The sequence below is a fragment of the Neisseria sp. P0008.S010 genome (genome assembly GCF_051962715.1).
GTDB lineage: Bacteria > Pseudomonadota > Gammaproteobacteria > Burkholderiales > Neisseriaceae > Neisseria > Neisseria elongata.
In genome coordinates this window covers 1-20,274 of record NZ_JBQCVA010000020.1, presented here as the reverse complement: position 1 = coordinate 20,274, position 20,274 = coordinate 1, and the positions used below count along the sequence as shown (strand labels likewise).

At 49.2% G+C, this 20,274-nt stretch carries 21 protein-coding genes and 1 other RNA gene; 12 read left to right on the top strand and 10 right to left on the bottom strand.

Translation table 11 applies throughout. The features are described 5' to 3' along the window. Both ACTHSL_RS06760 and rsfS read left to right on the top strand, forming a co-directional pair. Positions 1 to 939 (top strand): LysR substrate-binding domain-containing protein, encoded by a 939-nt coding sequence (locus ACTHSL_RS06760; RefSeq protein ID WP_074894915.1) that lies wholly within the window; start codon positions 1 to 3, stop codon positions 937 to 939. Between the two features lie 105 nt (positions 940 to 1,044). Next, entirely contained in the window at positions 1,045 to 1,434 is a 390-nt protein-coding gene (gene rsfS, locus ACTHSL_RS06755) for a ribosome silencing factor (RefSeq protein ID WP_040665527.1), read from the top strand. A gap of 281 nt (positions 1,435 to 1,715) precedes the next feature. Here rsfS and ACTHSL_RS06750 read toward each other — a convergent pair whose 3' ends face one another. Together ACTHSL_RS06750 and ACTHSL_RS06745 are read right to left on the bottom strand one after the other, a co-directional pair. After that, complete coding sequence (locus tag ACTHSL_RS06750; RefSeq protein ID WP_440380829.1) at positions 1,716 to 2,264, bottom strand: gamma carbonic anhydrase family protein; 549 nt, start codon at positions 2,262 to 2,264, stop codon at positions 1,716 to 1,718. A 106-nt stretch (positions 2,265 to 2,370) separates the two neighbouring features. Continuing rightward, a complete protein-coding gene (locus ACTHSL_RS06745) occupies positions 2,371 to 2,856 on the bottom strand; it encodes an Lrp/AsnC family transcriptional regulator (protein WP_040665507.1) in 486 nt (161 codons plus the stop codon). Between the two features lie 440 nt (positions 2,857 to 3,296). Here ACTHSL_RS06745 and efeU point away from each other — a divergent pair, with 440 nt between their 5' ends. Further along, positions 3,297 to 4,115: an iron uptake transporter permease EfeU gene (gene efeU / locus ACTHSL_RS06740; RefSeq protein ID WP_070455032.1), complete on the top strand. Its 819-nt coding sequence runs from the start codon at positions 3,297 to 3,299 to the stop codon at positions 4,113 to 4,115. A 21-nt stretch (positions 4,116 to 4,136) separates the two neighbouring features. Then, positions 4,137 to 5,318: an iron uptake system protein EfeO gene (efeO, locus tag ACTHSL_RS06735; protein WP_049252975.1), complete on the top strand. Its 1,182-nt coding sequence runs from the start codon at positions 4,137 to 4,139 to the stop codon at positions 5,316 to 5,318. 286 nt (positions 5,319 to 5,604) lie between these two features. Here efeO and ACTHSL_RS06730 read toward each other — a convergent pair whose 3' ends face one another. Next, positions 5,605 to 6,585: a KpsF/GutQ family sugar-phosphate isomerase gene (locus ACTHSL_RS06730; protein ID WP_440380828.1), complete on the bottom strand. Its 981-nt coding sequence runs from the start codon at positions 6,583 to 6,585 to the stop codon at positions 5,605 to 5,607. Positions 6,586 to 6,659: 74 nt separating this feature from the next. On the opposite strand from ACTHSL_RS06730, the gene tal reads away from it, so the two are divergent. Then, positions 6,660 to 7,715, top strand: a complete 1,056-nt coding sequence (gene tal / locus ACTHSL_RS06725) for a transaldolase (protein WP_440380827.1) — start codon at positions 6,660 to 6,662, stop codon at positions 7,713 to 7,715. 287 nt (positions 7,716 to 8,002) lie between these two features. Here the strand turns inward: tal and rpsI are convergent, their stop codons facing one another. From rpsI to ACTHSL_RS06690, 7 genes are all read right to left on the bottom strand, one after another. Continuing rightward, a complete protein-coding gene (rpsI, locus tag ACTHSL_RS06720; protein ID WP_003769457.1) occupies positions 8,003 to 8,395 on the bottom strand; it encodes a 30S ribosomal protein S9 in 393 nt (130 codons plus the stop codon). A gap of 9 nt (positions 8,396 to 8,404) precedes the next feature. Further along, positions 8,405 to 8,836, bottom strand: coding sequence for a 50S ribosomal protein L13 (rplM, locus tag ACTHSL_RS06715; protein WP_003769458.1), 432 nt, complete (start codon positions 8,834 to 8,836; stop codon positions 8,405 to 8,407). Between the two features lie 185 nt (positions 8,837 to 9,021). After that, positions 9,022 to 9,201: non-coding RNA, 6S RNA (ssrS, locus tag ACTHSL_RS06710), on the bottom strand. A gap of 8 nt (positions 9,202 to 9,209) precedes the next feature. Continuing rightward, positions 9,210 to 9,512: a cell division protein ZapA gene (locus tag ACTHSL_RS06705; RefSeq protein WP_440380826.1), complete on the bottom strand. Its 303-nt coding sequence runs from the start codon at positions 9,510 to 9,512 to the stop codon at positions 9,210 to 9,212. Further along, positions 9,509 to 9,856, bottom strand: a complete 348-nt coding sequence (locus ACTHSL_RS06700; protein WP_003769464.1) for a hypothetical protein — start codon at positions 9,854 to 9,856, stop codon at positions 9,509 to 9,511. Before ACTHSL_RS06700 ends, ACTHSL_RS06705 begins: the two co-directional genes overlap by 4 nt. 49 nt (positions 9,857 to 9,905) lie before the next feature. Further along, on the bottom strand, positions 9,906 to 10,895 hold the full coding sequence (locus tag ACTHSL_RS06695; protein WP_440380825.1) for an NAD(P)H-dependent glycerol-3-phosphate dehydrogenase: 990 nt from the start codon (positions 10,893 to 10,895) through the stop codon (positions 9,906 to 9,908). A gap of 214 nt (positions 10,896 to 11,109) precedes the next feature. After that, positions 11,110 to 12,411, bottom strand: a complete 1,302-nt coding sequence (locus ACTHSL_RS06690; RefSeq protein WP_440380824.1) for an ATP-binding protein — start codon at positions 12,409 to 12,411, stop codon at positions 11,110 to 11,112. Between the two features lie 433 nt (positions 12,412 to 12,844). On the opposite strand from ACTHSL_RS06690, the gene ACTHSL_RS06685 reads away from it, so the two are divergent. From ACTHSL_RS06685 to ACTHSL_RS06655, 7 genes are all read left to right on the top strand, one after another. After that, positions 12,845 to 14,434, top strand: coding sequence for an inorganic phosphate transporter (locus tag ACTHSL_RS06685; RefSeq protein ID WP_440380823.1), 1,590 nt, complete (start codon positions 12,845 to 12,847; stop codon positions 14,432 to 14,434). 133 nt (positions 14,435 to 14,567) lie between these two features. After that, complete coding sequence (gene pilB, locus ACTHSL_RS06680; protein WP_440380822.1) at positions 14,568 to 16,247, top strand: type IV-A pilus assembly ATPase PilB; 1,680 nt, start codon at positions 14,568 to 14,570, stop codon at positions 16,245 to 16,247. A gap of 24 nt (positions 16,248 to 16,271) precedes the next feature. Further along, complete coding sequence (locus tag ACTHSL_RS06675; RefSeq protein ID WP_440380821.1) at positions 16,272 to 17,495, top strand: type II secretion system F family protein; 1,224 nt, start codon at positions 16,272 to 16,274, stop codon at positions 17,493 to 17,495. A gap of 15 nt (positions 17,496 to 17,510) precedes the next feature. Further along, the gene (locus ACTHSL_RS06670) at positions 17,511 to 18,383 is read left to right on the top strand and encodes a prepilin peptidase (protein WP_440380820.1); all 873 of its coding nucleotides are present in this window, start codon (positions 17,511 to 17,513) and stop codon (positions 18,381 to 18,383) included. Further along, positions 18,383 to 18,985 carry a dephospho-CoA kinase gene (coaE, locus tag ACTHSL_RS06665; protein WP_440380819.1) on the top strand — a complete coding sequence of 201 codons (603 nt, stop codon included), beginning with the start codon at positions 18,383 to 18,385 and terminating at the stop codon, positions 18,983 to 18,985. The genes ACTHSL_RS06670 and coaE overlap by 1 nt, the downstream gene beginning before the upstream one ends. 14 nt (positions 18,986 to 18,999) lie before the next feature. Then, a complete protein-coding gene (gene zapD, locus ACTHSL_RS06660; protein ID WP_440380818.1) occupies positions 19,000 to 19,761 on the top strand; it encodes a cell division protein ZapD in 762 nt (253 codons plus the stop codon). Between the two features lie 11 nt (positions 19,762 to 19,772). Next, positions 19,773 to 19,955: a DNA gyrase inhibitor YacG gene (locus ACTHSL_RS06655; protein WP_440380817.1), complete on the top strand. Its 183-nt coding sequence runs from the start codon at positions 19,773 to 19,775 to the stop codon at positions 19,953 to 19,955. Positions 19,956 to 20,274 lie beyond the last annotated feature (319 nt).

Sequence of the window (20,274 nt, the reverse complement as noted above, 5' to 3'; positions counted from 1 at the left end):
ATGACACTGACCGAATTGCGTTACATTGTTGCCGTTGCGCAAGAACGGCATTTCGGCCGGGCCGCCCAACGCTGCCATGTCAGCCAGCCCACGCTTTCGATTGCGATAAAGAAGTTGGAAGAAGAGCTGGCACTCTCTTTGTTCGACCGCAGCAGCAATGAGGTTATCACCACCGAAGCGGGCGGGCGTATCGTGGCGCAGGCGCGGCGTGTTTTGGATGAAGCCGACGTTATCCGCCAGCTGGCCAGCGAAGAGCAGAATGAATTGGACGGCGCGTTCAAACTCGGCCTGATTTTCACCGTCGCACCGTATCTTCTGCCCAAGTTGATTCTGTCGCTGCGTGAAATTGCGCCGAATATGCCTTTGATGTTGGAAGAGAATTACACCCATATGCTGACCGAATCGCTCAAGCGCGGCGATTTGGATGCCATTATCGTTGCCGAGCCGTTTCAGGAAACAGGCCTTCTGACCGAGCCGCTGTATGACGAGCCTTTTTTCGTCATCGTGCCCAAAGGGCATCCGTTTGAAGAACTCGATGCCGTTACCCAGCACGAATTGGCGCAGGAGCAGGTTTTGCTGCTGACCGAGGGCAACTGTATGCGCGACAACGTGCTTGCCGGCTGCAACGAATTGGCGGCCAAGCAGAAAATCAGCGGCCTGACCAATACGCTGCAGGGCAGCTCCATCAATACCATCCGCCATATGGTGGCCAGCGGCCTAGCCATCAGCGTATTGCCGGCCACCGCGCTGACTGAAAACGACCACTTGCTGTTCAGCATCATCCCGTTTGCCGAAAAAGTGCCGACCCGGCGCGTGGTGCTTGCCTACCGACGCAATTTCGTCCGTCCCAAGGCATTGGCGGCGATACGTAATGCCATTATCGGTTCGCAGTTGGCCGGGGTGAACTTTACCGAAAAAAACGGGGCCGTTCCGGCTTGAATATTGCCGTTTTCAAATAAAAATAAAGGCCGTCTGAAAAACGGGTTTTCAGACGGCCTCATTCATAAACTGCCGGCACCATGCCGGTTCAAAATGGAAAAAATGATGACAGAACAAGAATTGCAGGATTTGCAGAAAATGGTCGAAATCGCCGTTTCGGCCTTGGAAGACGTGAAAGCCAAAGACATTGCCGTTTTGGAAACCCAAGACAAAACCTCCCTGTTTGCCCGCATGATTATTGCCAGCGGCGACAGCAGCAGGCAGGTCAAAGCTTTGGCCAACAACGTGGCAGTTGATTTGAAAGAGGCGGGTTTTGAAATTCTCAGCACCGAAGGCGACAGCGGCGAATGGACTTTGGTGGATGCGGGCGATTTGGTGGTGCATGTGATGCTGCCCGCCGTGCGCGATTTTTACGATATCGATACGCTGTGGGGCGGGGAAAAACCTACGTTCCACGCCGGTGCGGCCAAGCCTTGGCACGCCGCCGACAATTGATTTGGGCAGAAAATGCCGCATCCGCCTTGCAATGGCGGTTTAAATGATTTGAGGCCGTCTGAAAGAATGTTTTCAGACGGCCTTTTTGTCGATTCAAACGGAAATTCGTGTATTGCCGCCGTTTTGCCAGTTGCCGTTTGGATTTTGTCTGTGCGGGAATGGCGGCATCGTTATGTTTCATCGGAATGTACGGCGTTTGATTGGACTTCACGTTTTCCGTTATCCGATGAGATGAGGCTTCAGGTCGGCGGTGCGGCACGGTTTTGCCGCAATGTGCAGCTTCAGTCTGCCGTGCCGCCGTCCGTTTCCCGATAGGCCTGTGCCGTGGTGGTGTAGTTGGCTGCGGATTGAACGAGGAAGGCGCGTTCCTGTGCCGTCAGTTCGCGCGCGGCTTTTGCGGGGGAGCCGGTGTAGAGGAAGCCGCTTTCTAGGCGTTTGCGCGGCGGCACTAGGCTGCCTGCGCCGATAATCACGTCGTCGCCGATAACCGCGTCGTCCAAGACGACCGCGCCCATGCCGATTAACACGCGGTTGCCTATGGTGCAGCCGTGCAGTACGGCGCGGTGGCCGACGGTAACGTCTTCGCCGACAATCAGCGGTGAACCTTCGGGTTTGGCCGCCGTGCGGCCGCTGACGTGCAGCACGCTGCCATCCTGTATGTTGGAGCGCGCGCCGATGCGGATGTGGTTGACGTCGCCGCGCACGACGGCGCACGGCCAGACGGATACGTCGTCCGCCAATACGACATCGCCGATGACGACGGCGGCGGCATCCAGGTAAACGCGTTTGCCCAGTTGCGGCAGGATGTGGCGGAAGGGGCGGAGGTTCATGGTTTGCTCCTGACGGGTTTTGTGTAAAAGGAGGCCGTCTGAAAACGCGGAAATGGGTTTGCCGTTTCGGTTGCGCTTTTCAGACGGCCTGTTTGTTTGTGCCGCTTTATGCCGTTGTTTGGAGGTGTCCCAACGGCAGGGCGGTGGTGTTTTTCAGTTCTTTGAGGACGAAGCTGGATTTCGCATCCTGCACGCCGGGGTGGGAGAGCAGGGTGTCGAGCACGAAATGGGAAAAGGCGTTCATGTCGGGGAAGAAGGTGTGCAGCAGGTAGTCGGTTTCGCCGGTGAGTGCGAAACAGCTTAACACTTCAGGCCAGGTTTGCACGGTTTGGGCGAAGCGGTCGCGCAATTCGCCCGATTTGTCGATGGATACGCGGATAAACGCTTGAAGGCCGAGTTTGATTTCCTGCGGCGAGAGCAGGGCGGCATATTGGCGGATGATGCCCGCGTCTTCGAGTTGTTTGAGTCGGCGCAGGCAGGGAGACGGCGAGAGTGCGACGCGTTCGGAAAGTTCGACGTTGGTCAGGCGGCCGTTGCTTTGCAATACCTGCAGGATTTTGAGGTCGGTTTTGTCCAATGTAATTTGTGCCATGCTATTTTCCTTTTTTTCTTCTGATAAACGGTTTGCAATGTTTCGCAACCTTAGTGTGCGGCAATATAAGGTAAATCCGCTTAACGCACAATAGCGTAAAAAAATTACTTCTTTAACATTAAATGTTTTTTCAGGCGGCCTTTCGGGCATGAATGGAAACAATGGGATAGTTTTTCGGCAAGTGTAAAGAAATATGGCGGACGGGCGAATGAGGCCGTCTGAAATGGCAATGGGAAGGCTGCCATGCCTTCGGGTTGTCCGGCAGATGATGGCGGCTGGGTGCTTGGGTTTGGATGAAATGAATGTCCGATTCTGCAAAATGGGGCCGTCTGAAGGCGTAAAACATTCAGACGGCTTGATAAATATATGTGAAAACCGTTTGCATTTATATCCGTATCAGTGGATAATTTGCACAATTTAACTGAAAATACCTTAAAACCATGCTGATAGCTTTTTTAATTATGTTGCGCGAGGGCATAGAGGCCGCGCTGATTGTCGGCATCGTGGCCGGTTTTCTGAAACAGTCCGGGCATCATCATCTTATGAACAAGGTCTGGCTGGGCGTGATTTCCGCCGCGCTGCTGTGCGTGGGTATCGGCCTTGCCATCCATCGCCTTACCGGTGAAATCCCGCAAAAGGAGCAGGAATTCGTCGTCGGCGCAATCGGGCTGGTGGCAGTGGGCATGCTGACCTATATGGTGTTGTGGATGCAGAAGGCCGCCCGTTCGATGAAGCAGCATTTGCAAGATTCCGTCCAGGCCGCGCTCAATCAGGGCGGTTCGGGCTGGGCGTTGGTTTTGATGGCGTTTCTCGCCGTGGCGCGCGAAGGTTTGGAAAGCGTGTTTTTCCTGATTGCCGTGTTCGGCCAAAGCAGCGACCACAAGATGCCTTTGGGCGCGGTGGCTGGATTGGCGACGGCGGTGGTCATCGGCGTTTTGCTCTATCAGGGCGGCATCCGTTTGAATTTGGGCAAATTCTTCCGTTGGACGGGCGTGTTCCTGATTTTCGTCGCCGCCGGTTTGCTGTCGGGTTCGTTCCGCGCCCTGCATGAGGCAGGCGTGTGGAATATCGGCCAAACCATATTGTTCGACTGGTCTAAGGTTTTGCACGAAGACAGCCCGTTGGGCGTGCTGATGGGCGGTTTCTTCGGCTATACCGACCATCCCACGGTCAGCGACATCGCTTGGTATTTCGCCTATCTGCTGCCCGCTTTATTTTGGTTTTTACGCGGCAGCAAAGCCGTTTCACCTTCCCGTTAAATCCCCTAAAGGAAATCCGTTATGAAAATGAACCACATCGCTTTATCCGTCTTGCTGGCCATGGGCTTGGCCGCCTGTCAGCCGCCTGAGGCCGACAAACCCGCCGCCCCCGCTTCGGGCGACACCGCTTCGGCCGGCAAGCCTGCCGCACCGAATGCCGACGGCAGCGTCAATATTGCCGTAAACGATTCGGCCTGCGAACCGATGGAATTGACCGTCCCCAGCGGCAAAACCACGTTCAACATCAAAAACAACAGCGGCCGCAAGCTGGAATGGGAAATTTTGGAAGGCGTGATGGTAGTGGACGAGCGTGAAAACATCGCTCCCGGCCTGTCTGACAAAATGACCGTTACCCTGCTGCCCGGCACTTATGAAATGACTTGCGGCCTGCTGACCAACCCGCGTGGCAAGCTGATTGTTACCGACAGCGGCTTCAAGGCCGAAGCGGCTCAGGCGGATATGGGCAAACTGGCGCAACCGTTGGCCGACTATAAGGTTTACGTTCAAGGCGAAGCCACCGCGCTGACCGAAAAAACCGAAAAATTCGTTGCTGCCGTGAAAGCGGGCAAAATCGAAGAGGCCAAAGCGATGTTTGCCGACGTGCGTACCCACTACGAACGCATCGAGCCGATTGCCGAATTGTTTAACGAACTCGACCCCGCCATCGATGCGCGCGAGGACGACTTCAAAGAACAGGCCAAAGACCCGAATTTCACCGGGTTCCACCGCATCGAATACGCTTTGTGGGTTGAGAAAAGCACAGACGGGGTGAAAGATATTGCCGACAAGCTGGAAAAAGACGTGAAAGCACTGAAGGCTGAAATCGATACGCTGAATTTCCCGCCGAGCAAAGTGGTCGGCGGTGCGGCCGTGTTAATTGAAGAAGTGGCCGGCTCGAAGATTACCGGCGAGGAAGACCGTTACAGCCACACCGATTTGAGCGATTTCCAAGCCAATATCGAAGGGGCGCAGAAAATCGTCGATTTGTTCCGCAATGTGATTGCTGAGAAAGACAAAGCCTTGTTGGATACCGTGGATGCCAACTTCAAACAAATCAATGAAATTCTGGCGAAATACAAAAAAGGCGACGGCTTTGAAAGCTATGACAAGTTGTCGGAAGACGACCGTAAGAAATTACAGGCTCCGATTAACACGTTGGCTGAAGAGTTGGGCAAACTGCGCGGCACTTTGGGCTTGAATTAAGGCCGTCTGAAAACTTATTCCGGTTTTGCGGGAATCCGGTTGCCTGATGGGAATCGGATTCTTGCCCGAACTGGGTTTGTTTGAGCGGAATATAAGGCTGAGGCCGTCTGAAAATCGTTTTTCAGACGGCCTCTTTTTATTGCGGATGAACGAGTTTGATACCGGGCGGAAAGCCCCGCCAAGCATACAGGCGCGGGCGGTATGCAGGCGATGTGTTTCCGCCGCTTTAATATCCGAAGGGATTGTTCCCCGGATGTTGTTGCACGAGGTTATCCGCTGTGAACCGTTACAGGATGCGCGCCGCCAGCAGGTCGTGCATATTGAGCGCGCCGACGAGTATGCCGTCGCCTTCCACCACCAAAAGGCCGTTCACATGGTTTTGCTGCATTTCTTTCAGGGCTTCGGTGGCGAGACGGTCGGGGGCGATGCTTTTCGGGTTGGGGTGCATCACGTCGTTTACCGTCAGTCCGGCAAAGGTTTCGCATTTTTGGAACAGGCGGCGCAGGTCGCCGTCGGTCAGGATGCCTTTCAGACGGCCTCTCTGGTCGGTAACGGCCAGCATCCCCAGCCCTTTTTCGCTCATGATGACCACAGCGTCTTTCAGCGGCGTATCTTCGGTTACAGCGGGCGAGTTGTCGCCGCTGTGCATCAGGTCGGCCACGCGCAACAGCAAACGCTTGCCCAGCCGTCCGGCGGGATGGCTGAGGGCGAAGTCTTCGCGGGTAAAGGAGCGTGCGCGAAGCAGGGCAACGGCGAGTGCGTCGCCCAAGGCCATGACGGCGGTGGTGCTGGAAGTGGGGGCAAGGCCGAGCGGGCAGGCTTCCTGCGAAACGGCGGCGGTCAGGTGGATGTCGGCGTGCCGCGCCATGGTGGATTCGGGATGGGCGGTAATGCAGATTAGGCAGATGTTTTTGCGTTTTAATGCCGGCAGGATGGCCGCAATTTCATCGCTTTCGCCTGAATTGGAAATGGCCAGTACGACATCGCCGTCCACAATCATGCCCAAATCGCCATGGGCGGCTTCGGCAGGATGGACGAAAAATGCCGGCGTGCCGGTGGAGGCCAGTGTGGCGGCGATTTTGTGGCCGACATGGCCGGATTTTCCGATACCCATGACCACCAGCCTCCCCGTGCAGGAAAGAATGGTGTCTGCGGCGGCGGCGAATGTGCCGTTGAGGCCGTCTGAAATTTCCTTCAAGCCGTCGGCTTCGATTTGCAATACTTCCCTTGCCCATTTGATGTATTGTTCTGCGTCGTTTGTCTGCATGGTGTCTGCCTTGTTCAAATATGGTGTTTCGCGTAGGATGCGCTCCTTATTTATTTCGATATAAGGAAGCGGAAATGACTATTTTATCGGACGTTAAAGCCTTGGGCCAACAAATCTGGCTGGATAATTTATCCCGCTCGCTGGTGCAGGGCGGCGGATTGGCCGAATGGCTGGCAAAAGGCGTGTGCGGGGTAACGTCGAATCCGGCTATTTTTCAGAAAGCTTTTGCCGGAGACCCTCTGTATGCCGCCGATGTGGCGGATTTGAAGCGGCAGGATTTGTCGCCGAAACAGCGTTACGAAACTTTGGCGGTAGACGATGTGCAGGCTGCCTGCGATGTATGCCTGCCGACGTATGAGGCCGACGGCGGACGAAGCGGCTTCGTCAGCTTGGAGGTTTCACCTGAGTTGGCGCACGATGCCGAAGGCACGGTGGCCGAAGCCAGGCGGCTTCATCGGGCAATCGGCAGAAAAAACGCGATGATCAAAGTGCCGGCAACCGATGAGGGTTTGAAAGCGTTGGAAGGTTTGGTGGCAGACGGCATCAGCGTCAATCTGACCCTGCTGTTTTCGCGCCAACAGACCTTGAAAGCCTATGAAGCTTATGTGCGCGGCATCCGTGCACGTTTGGCTGCAGGCGGCGCAGTGGCGGATATCCATGTGGTGGCCAGCTTTTTTATTTCGCGTATCGACAGTGCCTTGGATGCCGTGTTGCCCGAGCATCTGCGCGGTAAAACGGCGATTGCTTTGGCCAAAGCCGCTTATTTGGATTGGCAGCGGTTTTTTGATGGCGGCGATTTTTCCGGATTGTTGGAGCAGGGGGCAAACCGTGCCCAATTGTTGTGGGCTTCTACAGGCGTGAAAGATCCGGCTTATCCGGCCACATTGTATGTGGACAGCCTGATTGGCAGGGAAACGGTCAATACCGTGCCGGAAGCAACGTTGAAAGCCTTTATCGAACATGGTACGGCGCATTCGACTTTGTCCGAGCAAAGCGATGCCGCACTTGCCGTCTTGGAGGAAGTTGCGGCGCTGGGTATAGATGTCGAAACATTGGCGGTGCGGTTGCAGCAAGACGGCTTGCAACAGTTTGAAGAGGCATTTGCCAAGCTTTTGGCACCGCTGGCATGATTTCTTATATTTTCAGACGGCCTGAGGCCGTCTGAAAATATTAAGCCTATGAAAGGAAACGAAACGGTTTGCCTGTATCGATAGGATTAATCGACTGGTTTTTGCGTTAAACCGGCTAAGTGTCTTGGTGTGAATGTCTGATGGGGATAAAGGTAAGAAGTAAACTGTCTTCATGTTACATATTTATTGATTTCGCCCTATTCCAATCATGCATTTCGGGATTTAAGCGCATCTGAAAATATGAAAATAAAAAAACCCCGCGTTGGCAGGGTTTTTGCAGAAACAGATTAACGTTTCGAGAATTGTTTTGCACGACGTGCTTTGCGCAAGCCCGGTTTTTTACGCTCAACTTCACGAGCATCACGGGTAACGAAGCCGGCTTGAGACAATGCGGGTTTCAGGGCTGCATCGTAGTCAATCAGCGCACGGGTAATGCCGTGGCGGATAGCACCGGATTGGCCGGTTTCGCCGCCGCCGGTTACATTGACTTTAATGTCGAAAGATTCTGCATTTTCGGTCAAAACCAAGGGTTGGCGGACAACCATGCGGCTGGTTTCACGGGCGAAGAACTCGTCAACCGGACGGCCGTTTACAATGATTTGACCACTGCCTTTTTGCAGGAATACTCGGGCAACCGAACTTTTGCGGCGGCCTGTGCCGTAGTAATATTTACCGTTCATGTCGCGTCCTTATTTCAATTCCAGAGCTTTGGGCTGCTGGGCGGCATGCTGGTGTTCTGCACCTGCATACACTTTCAGTTTTTTAATCATCGCATAACCCAAAGGGCCTTTGGGCAGCATACCTTTAACGGCTTTTTCCAGTGCGCGGCCGGGGAAGCGGTCTTGCATTTCGCGGAAGGTGCGCTCGTAGATGCCGCCGGGAAAGCCTGAGTGGCGATAGTATTTTTTGTCTTCGAATTTCGCACCGGTAACGCGCAGTTTGTCCGCATTGATAACGATGATGTAATCGCCGGTATCAACGTGCGGTGTGTATTCGGGCTTGTGTTTGCCGCGCAGGCGGCTGGCGACTTCGGCTGCAACGCGGCCCAGAACTTTATCTGTGGCATCGATTACAAACCATTCGCGCTTCACCTCGTGCGGTTTGGCTGAAAAGGTTTTCATAGGGTAATTCCAAAGGTATATAGAAAGCTACCGATTTTAGAGCGTTCTCGTATGGATGTCAATCAAGGATAAGGTTTGTTGTGCGGCTGCGGCGGCTTGTGTGGTTTGCGCCGTAAAAACACCGCGCTTGTTTGGCAGGGGTAAGTGTGAAGCGGTACCGAAATGGTCCGGTACCGCTTTTTGAGGGTTTCCCCGCCGGTGGCGTTTCGGCTCAATCCGCTTGAACCTTGTCAAACAAGGCGGCTGCCTCGGGCAGTTTCGGGTGCGTTCCTAAAGGAACGCTCGCGCCCACTGCACTCCCGACAACCTTAAGCGAACGTATTGGTTCAAAGGAATGTATGCCTTTACGGACACCGCAGGGAAAAAGGGAGGATCAGGGAACTTTTGATAGTGCTTTTTCGCACACCCCAACCATGTCGGCTATTCTACGCTCAAATTCTCCGATTGCCAAACCATCTTTCATTGAGATTTTGAGTAGGTCGTGGACGACGTTTAAGGCGGCCATGATGATGATTTTGTCGGTTTCGACAATACGGCCGCCGTTTTGTATGGCTTCGATTTTTTGGTTCAGCATGTCTACGGCTTGGAGTAGTGTTACTTTTTCGGAAGTCGGGGTTCCGATGCCGAAGGTGCGTCCCATGATGGATACGGAAACTTGTTCGGTTTGTTGTGTCATTTTTCAGTCTCCGGGGATGTTTCAGACGGCGTTTTGGTCGGCAGCCGGGCAAGCAGTCGGCGGATTTCGGCGGCACTTTCTTCCAATAGGGTGCGGTAGTGCCGGTTTTCTTCCGTCAGGATGTCGATTTTGCTTTGAAGGTCGTGTTTCAGTTTGTCTACTTGTACCAGCAGGGCTTCGCTTAATTCGTCTACGGCCGCCTGGTGCTGTTCGTCTTTGCGTTTTTGTTCGGCTTTGAGTCGGACGTTTTCCAGTTGGTGTCTGCGGCTTTCGCCCAACAAAGTTTCGAATTTTTGTACCAGTTGGTAGACGCGGGCTTCCAGTTTTTCCAAGGGTTGGGTCATGCGGTGCTCCGTGTAGGCCGTCTGAAACGCTTTCAGACGGCCTGTGGGGTTATTCCGATTTGGCTTCGCGCATCATCAGGCGTTCGGCGACATCTTTTGCGCTCAGTTCGTTGCGTACGAGTTCGTACAGGGTTTGGGTAATCGGCATGTTGATTTGGTGGCGGCAGGCGGTGTTGAATACTTCGTCTATGGTGGGTACGCCTTCGGCAACATGGCCGATTTCGGTCAGGACTTGGTGCAGGGGCTTGCCGGAAGCCAGGCCCAGGCCGACTTTTCGGTTACGCGACAGTGCGCCGGTGCAGGTGAGGATGAGGTCGCCCATGCCGGCCAGCCCCATCATGGTTTTTTGTTGCGCGCCCAGTGCGATGGCCAAACGGGTCATTTCGGCCAAGCCGCGCGTAACCAGCGCGGCTCGGGCGTTCATGCCGTATTCGAGGCCGTCTGAAAGGCCGGTGGCGATGGCCATGACGTTTTTGACCGCGCCGCCGACGGCTGTGCCGATGATGTCGGTGTTGGCATACAGGCGCATGACGGGTGTGTTTAGTTCTTGCACCAGCCCGTTAATCCATTTTTCGTTTTCTGAAGCCAAAACGACGGCGCAGGGCAGTTGTTTGGCGAGTTCTTGGGCGAAGCTGGGGCCGGAAAGGACGCCGATTTTGTCGTTGTCGGGCAGGATTTCTCGGACGACTTGGAAGGTCAGCAGGCCGGTGTCGAGTTCGAAGCCTTTGCAGGCGGTGAGGATGGGCAGGTGGCCGTAGCCGGCTTGTTTGATCAATTCGACACTGTCGCGCAGGCCGGCTACGGAGGTAACCATTAAAACCAGTTCGCTGCCTTCGAGGGCTTCGGTTAGTTCCGTGTGCGCGGTCAGGTTGTCGGGCAAGGGAAAACCCGGGAGGTAACGTTGGTTTTCCCGTTCGTTTTGCATGGCGGCCATTTGTTCGCGGTTGCGCGCCCAAATGGAAACCGGATGGCCATGGAGGGAGAAGTGGATAGCAAGGGCCGTTCCCCATGAGCCGGCGCCGATGATGGTAATTTTCATGTTGTGTTTTCCATGCTGAGCGGCCGGCTGTTCGGAGGTTTGTCCCGCCGTTTGTTGTCTGCGGGTTTTCAGACGGCCTGATTGAAACAGGGCTGCATTATTGCATTTTGGCTGTTTTTTCTCAAATTCAGCGGTTTGTGCCGTTGTGTGCTTTCAGACGGCCTTATGTCGGAAGGCTGTTTGTCGTATGGCGCGCATCTAGGGTGCGGTTGGTTTATTTTTGCAATGTTTGTTTGTCCAATTCCACTTGGGCAAGTAAACCATGCCCTGTGCGCCGGTTGTCGGACAGTATCAGTTTCCCGCCGTAACGTTTGGCGATGGTGTCGGCAATGGACAGGCCGAGCCCTGTGCCTTGCTGTTCGCTGCCCAGTATGCGGTAGAAGGGGTCGAGTACGCGCCGGCGTTCTTCCGGCGGAATGCCAGGGCCGTTGTCTTCAACCCAAAGGGTCAGGTGTGTGTCGTTGTCGTCAAAGCCGAGATCGATTTGGCCTGAATCCGGCGTGTAGCGGATTGCGTTGTCGGCCAGTGTTTTAATTAGGGTGTAAATTTCTGTTTCATTTGCATAAATTTCGCAGTTCTGTTCGACGGCGATGCCGATGTCTTGCCCTTTGGCGGCGGCAAGGGGGTGGAGTTCTTCCAATATGCGTCGGAACAGTTGTCGCAGGTTGACGGCGGCGATCGGACGTTTTGCGTCCGGCGATTGGGCGCGTGCCAATGATAAAAGTTGTTCGAGCAGGTGGCGTTGGCGGGCGATGCTGGTTTGGATTTGCCGGGCTTGTAGTTTGGCGTCATCTGTAAGGTGGAGTTGGTTTAAGCGTTCGACTTGCAGGGAAAGCGCGGTCATCGGGCTGCGCATTTCGTGTGCCGCATCGGCGATGAAGCGTTGTTGTTGGCGGATGTTGTCGTCCGTGCGTTTCAATAGGCGGTTGATGGCGGCAATAAAACCGGTCATTTCGCTGGGGGCATCTGTGTCGTTCAGTGGGGAAAGGTCGTTTTCCTGCCGTACGGACAGGCTTTGCGACAGCCGTTTTACCGGCAGCATGGTGCGCGAGACTACCCAAACGGTCAGCAAGATGGTTAAGGGAATGGATAAAAGGAGCGGGATAACGCTGTGAAAGGCTGCATTTTCAGCCAGGTCGGCGCGGTATTCGTTTTCTTGTATGACGGCGATTGGGCCGTGTGAACCGTGGTGCAGATAGATTCGGTAGTCGTCTCCATCGTCCCGCAAATCGTGGAAGCCGTCGGACAAATCTGCAGGGATATTCAGACGGCCTTGTTTCCCGGGACGTTGGGTGAAGATGCGGGCATCGCTGTCTATATCGGTTTCATCTTTGTCTGAAGAGGAAAGTGCGGCTGTTTGACGTAAAAGGTCGTCTTGCAACTCTTCCGTTTCGTGATAGGTCGTATAGAAGGAAAATCCGCCGGCTATCACGGCCAGCAGCAGGGAAACGGCAATGACGGCCAGGCTGATTCTGGCTTGCAGTGAGTTTTTGATGAGTCGGAAAGTACGGTTCATGCCAAATGTTGTGTGTGAGGTGAGGTTTGGGGTGTGGATTGTAACGGGTGAAAATTAGTAGAAAAATAGTTTTGTGTGCATTCTAGGTGCAATTTTCTTGCGCAGGGTCAATGGTTGATTGTTATGATTTGAGAGTTTCGGTATGCAGATGGTTGTAATGTGGCAAAATCGGTAAAAAAGAAAATAATAGGAAAAAAACATTTAAATCAAGGGGAGGAGTGACGGCAGGCTTGGGTTTTTCGTAAATTCTCAGGGGGAATATTGCGGCGGTATCGAAAAAATGGCGGGATATTCGGCAAACTCTTCCGAGAATAGGGTATTAAATCTATAATGGCCGTCTGAAATTTGTATTTTGACGGTTGTTGCTTGGCAGTAAAAATGCCTGTGCCGCCTCTGATTAAATTAATTTGAATGATTTAAAGGAACTGTAATCATGGCTCAGACGAACGTTGCTTCGGGTCCCATGTACAAAACCAATTTTGTTTTTGCCGTCATGCTCATCGGTATGGTCGGCTATTTTATTTATTGGGGTCTCGGATATACCAACCACAATCATACGACGATGTTTTTGCTGGCCACGTTTTTCGGTGTGTTTATGGCATTCAATATTGGTGGAAACGATGTGGCCAATTCGTTTGGTACGTCGGTTGGTGCAGGTACTTTGACCATTCCCCAAGCTTTGATTGTGGCTGCCGTTTTTGAAGTCAGCGGTGCCGTGATTGCAGGGGGGGAGGTAACGGCAACCATACGTAACGGTATTGTGCAGATGGAAGCCTTGCCGATGGAGCCCATGCAGTTCGTTTATTTGATGTTGTCCGCGCTGTTGGCTGCTGCTTTATGGTTATTGTTTGCCACAAAAAAAGGATTGCCGGTTTCCACTACGCACGCAATTATCGGTGGTATCGTCGGTAGTTCGATGATGTTGGGCTTTTTGCTGACAAACAACGGTGCAGGAACGTTGGCATTGGTGAAGTGGGGAAAAATAGGAGAGATTGCCATTTCTTGGGTTTTATCGCCGGTTCTGGGTGGTATGGTATCTTATTTATTGTTTTATCAGGTAAAAAAGCATGTTTTGGATTATAACAATGATATTGAACGTCAATTGAAAGAAATTAAAACTGAGAAAAAAGCATATAAAGAGGAACATCGTCTAAGGTTTGAAGCATTGCCGGAACAGGAACGGTTGGAAGCCGCTTCAGCTATGGCCAGGGATGCTCAAATTTACGGTGAAATCGATTTTGATCCGAATGAATTGGAGTCTGCCTACTATAAGGGGCTGCATAATATTGATCAGCGAAAAAATAATATCGATACATATAAAGCATTGCATTCATGGGTACCTCTGATTTCGTCTGTTGGTGGGATGATGATTGCCTCCATGTTGATTTTTAAAGGGTTGAAAAATTTAAACCTTGGTATGAGTGAGTTGGCGAGTTACCTGACCATACTTATGATTGGTGCCGGTATTTGGTTGGCAACCTTTATTTATGCGAAAACTTTAAAGCGCAAGGACTTGTCCAAATCAACTTTTTTAATGTTCTCTTGGATGCAAGTATTTACGGCGGCAGGGTTCGCATTTAGTCACGGCGCAAATGACATTGCGAATGCTATCGGGCCGTTTGCAGCCATTATGGATGTATTGCGGACAGATGAAATAGGTGTTTCCGCACCTGTGCCTCCGGTTGTTTTGCTGACGTTTGGTATCGCTTTGATTGTCGGTTTGTGGTTTATTGGTAAAGAAGTCATTGCAACTGTAGGGACAAATTTGGCAGAAATGCATCCTTCGTCAGGTTTTACGGCGGAATTGGCAGCAGCTTCCGTGGTTATGGCCGCCTCTTTATTGGGATTGCCTGTGTCTAGTACACATATTTTGGTTGGTGCGGTTTTAGGGATTGGTTTGGTAAATCGCAATGCAAATTGGAAAGCAATGAAACCGATCGCATTGGCATGGGTAATTACATTACCGGCTGCTTCGGTTTTGTCTATAGGTTGTTTTCTAATATTAAGGGCAATTTTTAGTTAATTCAGGAATGTATATTTTGAGATAAATTTTGTCAGATGCTGATGAAATATTTATAATAAGCGTAAAAGCTATTCCTGGGCAGTGCTTAAATAATTGTTTTGGGAGTAGGGAAATTTTGATAGGTTAAATTTTTATGAGTATGGGATTATTAAGGGTTTTGGTTCAGAATAAAGCCCTCAGCAACGAACAAGCTGAACGCTATCAACAAGCATTAAAAGATAATAAAGATATTATTGCTATGTTGTTTGCTGACGGGATAACTAATCCCAAAGCATTGGCAGAATTGTTGGCGGGAATGTTTAATTACCCTGTTCTTGATTTGAGTTACTATCCACGTAGTAATATTGTGCAGGATGTCTTAAATGAAGAACAAATGCAGGCTAATGCGTGTGTTCCTGTCTTTAAACGTGGCAATAAAATATTTCTTGCAGTATCAGATCCAACTAGAATCCAAGAATTCCAGAAAGTCATCCTTTCTTCAGGATTTTCAATAGATTTAGTGGTTGTTCGTCATGACCAGTTAATGACATTGGTTGAGTGGCTTGGGCAGAGGTCTACCACTATCTTGCGCGAGATGTCTCAGGAACAGTTGGAGGTAGGAGCATCGCAATCATTATATATCGATAATGAAGAGACTGAAGATGGGCCTATTGCACGTTTTATCCATAAAACGCTATCTGATGCATTAAATTCAGGTGCTTCGGATATTCATTTTGAGTTTTATGAGCAGATGGCACGTGTGCGGTTTCGTGTGGATGGACAATTGCGAGAAGTTGTTCAGCCTCCTGTTGCAATACGTGGGCAGTTAGCATCACGTATTAAGGTGATGGCAAGATTAGATATTTCCGAAAAGCGGATTCCGCAAGATGGGCGCATCCAGATAGCCTTTTCTAAACATGGTAGACCTACAGATTTTCGTGTGAGCACACTGCCAACGTTGTTCGGTGAAAAAGTGGTGATGCGTATTCTTAATTCGGATGCTGCATCATTGAATATTGATCAGCTTGGGTTTGAAGATTTTCAAAAAGAATTGTTGCTGGAGGCCATCCATAGGCCATATGGAATGGTTTTAGTAACTGGTCCGACAGGCTCTGGTAAAACTGTCTCTTTGTATACTTGTCTAAATATTTTAAATACCGAGGGAGTGAATATTTCCACGGCAGAAGATCCGGCAGAAATTAATTTGCCTGGAATTAATCAGGTGAATGTTAATGATAAACAAGGCTTAACTTTTGCAGCTGCACTAAAATCGTTCCTGCGCCAAGATCCGGATATTATTATGGTTGGTGAGATTCGTGATTTGGAAACTGCAGATATTGCTATTAAAGCATCACAAACAGGGCATATGGTGTTTTCTACATTGCATACTAATAATGCTCCTGCAACATTGTCTCGTATGCTGAATATGGGTGTCGCACCATTTAATATAGCCAGCTCCGTTAGTCTAATTATGGCACAAAGGTTGTTGCGTAGATTATGTTCAAATTGTAAGGAGCCAATGGAAAGGCCTCCTGAGCATGCTTTAAAAAAGGCAGGCTTCTCAGATGAAGATTTAGCTAAAGATTGGATAATGTATCGAGCGGTAGGCTGTGATACATGTAGGGGTAAAGGTTATAAGGGGCGTGCTGGTGTATATGAAGTAATGCCGATTACAGATGAAATGCAAAGAGTAATTATGGAAGGTGGAACAGAAGTAGATATTCAAAAAATGGCATATCAAGAGGGAATGGTAGATTTACGTCGGGCAGGTTTATTGAAGGTAATGAGTGGCATTACTTCGTTAGAGGAAGTATTAGCCAATACTAATGATTAATTTAGATACGTATGGATTGGGAAAATGAAGACAAATAAAGCAAAAAATGAAAAAGGGCATCGTTTTACTTTTGAAGGAAAGCATACGCAAAGTGAACAGATTGTACGTGGTGAAGTAGTTGCGGCTAATGAAGATGAGGCGAAGAAAAAATTATTACGTCGAGGGATTAAACCCTCTCGCGTCACTAAGGTAAAAGCAACCCGTCAGAAGCGAATTACTCAAGCGGATATCACGGTTTTTACTCGGCAACTTGCTACAATGATGAAGGCTGGATTGCCTTTAATGCAGGCTTTTGAGATTGTTGCTAGAGGGCATGTTAATCCTTCAATGACTCAGTTGTTGATGGCTATACGCAGCGATGTGGAGCAGGGGTCTTCTATGGGGGCTGCATTTGCAAAGCATCCCAAGTATTTTGATAAATTTTATTGTAACTTAATTTCTGCAGGTGAAGCTGGTGGTGTGTTAGAGCATTTATTAGATAAGCTCGCTGTATACAAAGAAAAAACTCAGTCTATCAAGAAAAAAGTTAAATCGGCTCTTACTTATCCTATAGCCGTTGTTGCCGTGGCGGTTATATTGGTTATTGTAATGATGATGTATGTATTGCCTGCATTTGGTAAGATTTATAAGGATATGGGTGCTGAATTGCCAGGGTTGACACAAATGTTAATGAGTGCATCAGATTTTTTTGTTGAATATGGCTGGATTGTAATTATTGTTTTAATAGGGTTAATTGTTGGGTTTGTTCATTTACATCGAAATTCACCTGAACTGCAAAAAAGGGTAGATATGTTAGTACTTAAAATGCCAATCTTTGGTGATATTGTACGAAAGGCTACTATTGCTAGATGGGCTCGGACGACAGCTAGTTTGTTTGCTGCAGGAGTTCCTTTAGTTGAGGCATTGGATTCAGTTGCTGGTGCTTCAGGTAATATTTTATATGAAGAAGCTACTATTTCAATTAAATCACAGGTAAATCAAGGTATGTCATTAACATCGGGGATGCAGAATACGGGCCTTTTCCCTAATATGGTTCTACAAATGGCAGCTATTGGTGAAGAGTCAGGGTCACTTGATGATATGTTAAATAAAGCAGCTGAATTTTATGAGGAAGAGGTAGATACTGCAGTTGCTCAATTATCCTCTTTGATGGAACCTATTATAATGGTGGTTTTAGGAAGTATTATTGGTACTATGTTGGTTGCTATGTATTTGCCTTTGTTTAATATAGGTAATGTTGTCGGGTAAAGGCTTGTTAATTAGATGTATGCATGGATTACGGAAACTTATGCTCCTTGGATTGTCCAATTAGCTATTGTCTTTGGTTTATTAGTGGGTAGTTTTTTAAATGTAGTGATCTATCGTATTCCTGTTATGATGGAACGCGAATGGACTGTTTTCGCAAAGACACATCTAAATATTGCCTTAACTGATGATGAAAAAGAGCCATTTAGTTTAACTAAACCGGCATCGCGATGTCCAAAATGTGGAAGTTCGGTAAAGCCTTGGCAAAATATACCCGTGCTGAGTTATATTTTATTGAAGGGTCAATGCCATAAGTGCCACGTCCATATCAGTTTGCGGTATCCATTGATTGAAATCTTGACTGCTTGTGTATTCGGCATTGTTGCAGTCTGTTATGGATGGACTTGGATCACTTTAACGGGTTTTATATTTTCCGCAATTTTGATAGCGTTGACATTCATTGATGCAGATACTCAATATTTACCTGATGAACTTACTAATCCTTTAATTTGGTTGGGATTGTTGGCTAATTCTACAGGCAATGGGTTGGTCGATTTAAAACAATCCCTTTTCGGAGCCGTATTTGGATATTTAAGTTTATGGTTGTTGAATAAAATCCATAAAACGATTCGCAGTATAGATGGAATCGGTGGTGGGGATTTTAAATTGTTAGCAGCTTTAGGGGCTTGGTTGGGTAGTTTGGTATTACCTATAATAGTCCTTGTTGCGGCAATAATCGGCATCCTGGCTGCTGTAGTTATGAAAGTTGCGAAGAGTCAGCCTATCGCATTCGGTCCCAGCTTAGCTATTGCTGGATGGGTAGTGTTCATTGCCTATGAGAAAGTGAGTGCTGGTGTGAATTGGTGGTTGCACCAGTCAGGGTTTGCATAGTGACGATTTGGATTGGTTTAACCGGTGGGATCGGCAGCGGAAAATCACAGGCCGCTGCCGAATTTTCGTTTTTGGGTGTTCCTGTGCTGAATGCGGATGCGGTTAGCAGAGAATTGACGGGGGAGAATGGCGAGGCGTTGCCTTTGATACGGAAATGTTTTGGTGAGTCAGTTTTTATGGGTGCTCAGCTAAATCGTGCAGTGATGCGGCAATTGGTTTTTGCAGACAGTAGTGCAAGGCAGGATTTAGAAAATATGATGTTGCCTTTGATTATGGAAGAAATTCAGAATCGGCAATTGTTATATCAACAACAACCATATGGAGTCATTGAAATTCCTTTGCTGCAAGAAAAAAAGGAATTTCAGACACTTGTTCAGCATGTTTTACTGATAGATGCGGATGAATCAATCAGAATAAATCGTGTTATGGCTAGAAGCAATTTGTCAGAGTCAGAGGTTAGAAAAATTATTGCGGCACAGAGCGAGAATAGCTCAAGGTATTGGATGGCTAATGAGATTATCTTGAATAATGGAAACAAGGATGAATTAACGCATAAGATAGGCCGTCTGAATCAGTATTATCAATCTTGTTTTAATGGTTAGAAACGGATATTGAGATGATTACTTTCGAACACCCTTTGTCTGAACGGGTTCGTAACTTTTTGCGGATTGAATATTTGTTTAAGCGTTTCCAAGATGAGATTGTATGCAGCGATTCTGTTTGGGCACATCATTTAGCGTTAGCCACATTATTTGACATCATGGAATGTGCGGCCCGTGCCGAGTTGAAACTGGATATTTTGCAGGAATTGGAACGTCAAAAGCAAATGATGGCGCAGAACCGTGATCGGCAATCCGCATTATTGTTGCAGGAAGATTTGAAGCAGGTTGCGCAAGGACTTTTGGGGATACAGCAAAAGTTTGGCCAGCATTTGCGTGAAAATGAATGGTTGATGGCGATTAAACAGCGCATGCTTGTACCTGGAGGGACCAGCCCGTTTGATGTGCCGTCTTATTATTATTGGCAGCAGCGGCCTTTTGAGGAACGTAAGGCCGATTTGCAGAATTGGATTCGTACGTTAATGCCTACTTATGATGCCATTTCCGTATTATTGAGCATTTTGCGAAAAAATTCACGGGAAGTGAATTGCTTCGCCAAGCATGGTAATTATCAACATCCTAGTCTGGCGCAGAATATTCATATGTTGAGCATAGAAGTGGATGAAGTAGACAGGGCGATACCGGAAGTTTCTGCCAATAAGTATTTTACCCATATACGCTTTTTAGCAGTATCAGATGAGCGCCTTAGAGGTTCTCAGCTTGATCAGGATATACGGTTTAAAATGATTATGAGCAGTTTTGATCCAGTGATGGAATGATGGAGGCCGATATGCGAAAAGTAAAATGTCCGCGTTGCGGCATAGTTTCAGAGTGGTCTTCAGCCAACCCGTATCGGCCTTTTTGCAGCAAACGTTGTAAAAATATTGATTTGGGTGCCTGGGCTGATGAGGATTATCGTGTAACGATGATTGACCAGGAAGATTTTTTGTTGGAACTACAACGGGTTGAGTAAATTTCCTAGAGTTGGTAAATAAAATTCGGACTATATCTTTCTTGTTTTATTCATGCCGCTTCAAGTTTTATTGTTTCCCCCAATCTGAGACCTTTGCAAAAAGCCCTTCCCCCGACATCCGAAACCCAAAAACAGGTTTTCGGCTGTTTTCGCCTCCCCCAATACCTCCTGATTTTACCCAAATGCCCCCTTAATCCTCCCCTGATACCCGATAATTAGGCATCCGGGCCGCCTTTTAGGCGGCAACAGGCACACTTAGCCTGTTAGCCGCTTTCAACAGGTTTAAACACATCGCCTTCAGATGGCTTTGCGCACTCAC